The sequence below is a fragment of the Psychrobacter sp. genome (assembly GCF_018260395.1).
Taxonomy (GTDB): domain Bacteria; phylum Pseudomonadota; class Gammaproteobacteria; order Pseudomonadales; family Moraxellaceae; genus Psychrobacter.
Window position 1 is genome coordinate 1 of record NZ_JAGLBC010000211.1, and the last position, 2,570, is coordinate 2,570.

Consider the following 2,570-nt stretch of genomic DNA (forward strand, 5'->3'; position numbering starts at 1 on the left):
ACACCCTATACCCTTGTCAATGCTGTAATTCATTGACAAGGGTTTTAATTAAATCAAAAACCGTAAAATTAAAAAGTTAATTTTTAAACCCACCTCTATTTTCAACATAAATTGAAAGTATTTAAAAGGACTATATTATGAATGTTTATTACGATAAAGATTGTGACTTATCTATCATCCAAGGCAAAAAGGTAGCTATTATTGGTTATGGTTCTCAAGGTCATGCACATGCATTAAATCTTCAAGATTCTGGTGTTGATGTTACTGTTGGTCTACGTAAAAATTCTGGCTCATGGAAAAAAGCTGAAAATGCAGGCTTAAAAGTTGCTGAAGTTGCTGATGCTGTACAAGCAGCCGAAGTGATTATGATTCTTACTCCTGATGAGTTCCAAAAATCTTTGTACCAAGACGTTATCGAGCCAAACATTAAAGAAGGTGCGACGCTTGCATTTGCGCATGGTTTCGCCATTCATTATAACCAAGTAGTACCACGTAAAGATTTAGACGTTATTATGGTAGCGCCTAAAGCACCTGGTCATACCGTACGTTCTGAATTTACTAAAGGTGGCGGTATCCCTGATCTAATCGCTATTTATCAAGATGCTTCAGGTCAAGCTAAGCAAGTGGCTTTATCCTATGCAGCTGGTGTTGGTGGTGGTCGTTCAGGTATTATTGAAACCACATTCAAAGATGAGACAGAAACTGACTTATTTGGTGAACAAGCGGTACTTTGCGGTGGCGCCGTAGAACTTGTTAAGATGGGATTTGAAACTTTAACGGAAGCGGGCTATGCACCAGAAATGGCTTACTTTGAGTGCTTACATGAGCTTAAGCTTATCGTAGACTTAATGTATGAAGGTGGTATTGCTGACATGAATTATTCAATCAGTAACAATGCTGAATACGGTGAATATGTAACAGGTCCTGAAGTTATTAATGAACAATCTCGTGAAGCTATGCGCAATGCTCTAAAGCGTATTCAGTCAGGCGAATATGCTAAAATGTTCATCAGTGAAGGCGCTACCAATTATCCTTCAATGACAGCTCGTCGTCGTAACAATGCTGACCATGAAATCGAAAAAACTGGTGCAAAACTACGTGCTATGATGCCTTGGATTGGTGGCAACAAAATAATTGATAAAGACAAAAACTAATCAAAGTTTTTGAATATTTTTAGCTTTTTGAAATGTTTAAAGAATCTTGTTTTGTAGACAATAGGTCAAATAGGCGAGTCAAATTGCTAAAGATTAAAACTCATGTGTCTAACGATACATGGGTTTTTTATTTTGACTATAGTAATCGGGAATATACTTGAAGCGGTTTGAAAAATCGCAATATACTACGTACTAATAATTTAAGATGGTTATTTTAAGTGTTGTCGCTGACGCAGCTACGATTAACTAACACTTAAAATAAATACAAAGGTTTAACTTATGAATACCCAGTGGCTAACACATATTGACTCTCGCTCTATCTATATTGCTTTAAGTGCAGTGATTGCAATTTTGATTTGGATAGAGGGGCAGATGCTCAAAAAAACTGGTGGAAAACTGCCACAATCTAAGTTTTTCCATGTCAGTTCATTGATAGATTCATCTTGGTTATTCGTCTCTATTGCCGGACTATATGCTATTAACTTTAAATCAATTGAGATGGCGGTACCTATTGCTTATATAACTTATACTCTTGCTGGCTGGGTATATGGCAGTCGGTTACTAAAGCAAACTGGCTTCCCAAAAAAATCAGATGAGTTAGTTATTCCTAAGCCAATTATTGCTTTTAGCCAGTCTTTTGCGATAACATTTCTCCCCTTATGCTTGTTCGTATTATTATATCCAAAGTTAACTGGTTAATTAATATTTACAATTTTTACATGAAAATAACCAAAACTATAGATTTTATTAGGACAAGCTGTTTAAAGCTGTTATACTATCAGTCAGTAAGTAAGTTACTTTTTGAATGAATAGCATGGCTACTAATTCAAACATGACTGCATTAAATTGTTGAAATGTAAACTAAGTGGCTATTTATTAGAGTGAAGATTAGTCAACATTCTAATCAATACTACTCGATTTACGTTTTCTACCGACGCAGTATCTACATACCCAGAGTAGAACTGGTCTGTTAAAAGCATCATGACTATAGTTAAATCAATTTTATATTAGGAAAAGTTATGTCAGAACGTGTTCAAGGTACTGTTAAGTGGTTCAACGAAGCTAAAGGTTTTGGTTTTATCGCACAAGACGATGGTGGTCAAGACGTATTTGCTCATTACAGTGCTATTCAAGGTAGTGGTTTCAAAACTCTAGCTGAAGGTCAAAAAGTTACTTTTGTATTAGGCCAAGGCCAAAAAGGTCCACAAGCTGAACAAATCGAATCAGCTGAATAATTTTTGTAAGCTTTAGATTATAATAATAGTATTAATTATCTATAAAGATGATGGTACTTTGAAGAGACAATCTTATGGATTGTCTCTTTTTTTTGTCTATCAATTTTTTCAAAACACTTATAATATCACTAGGATTATAGTATCTGAGCTATTAGAGCATTAATTTGACTATAAAATATTA

3 protein-coding genes are annotated in these 2,570 nt (G+C 34.8%); all 3 read left to right on the top strand.

From position 1 onward, the window contains the following. Positions 1–137: 137 nt before the first annotated feature. The 3 genes from ilvC to QZ265_RS10520 all read left to right on the top strand — a co-directional run bounded on the left by ilvC (position 138) and on the right by QZ265_RS10520 (position 2,389). Positions 138–1,154 carry a ketol-acid reductoisomerase gene (ilvC, locus tag QZ265_RS10510; RefSeq protein WP_296405964.1) on the top strand — a complete coding sequence of 339 codons (1,017 nt, stop codon included), beginning with the start codon at positions 138–140 and terminating at the stop codon, positions 1,152–1,154. A 279-nt stretch (positions 1,155–1,433) separates the two neighbouring features. Continuing rightward, on the top strand, positions 1,434–1,853 hold the full coding sequence (locus tag QZ265_RS10515) for a hypothetical protein (protein WP_296405966.1): 420 nt from the start codon (positions 1,434–1,436) through the stop codon (positions 1,851–1,853). Between the two features lie 320 nt (positions 1,854–2,173). Continuing rightward, positions 2,174–2,389: a cold-shock protein gene (locus QZ265_RS10520; protein WP_007394029.1), complete on the top strand. Its 216-nt coding sequence runs from the start codon at positions 2,174–2,176 to the stop codon at positions 2,387–2,389. Positions 2,390–2,570 lie beyond the last annotated feature (181 nt).

Coding starts and splice junctions, on each gene's coding strand:
- ilvC (WP_296405964.1), top strand. CDS start 138: ATGAATGTTTATTACGATAAAGATTGTGACTTATCTATCATCCAAGGC.
- QZ265_RS10515 (WP_296405966.1), top strand. CDS start 1,434: ATGAATACCCAGTGGCTAACACATATTGACTCTCGCTCTATCTATATT.
- QZ265_RS10520 (WP_007394029.1), top strand. CDS start 2,174: ATGTCAGAACGTGTTCAAGGTACTGTTAAGTGGTTCAACGAAGCTAAA.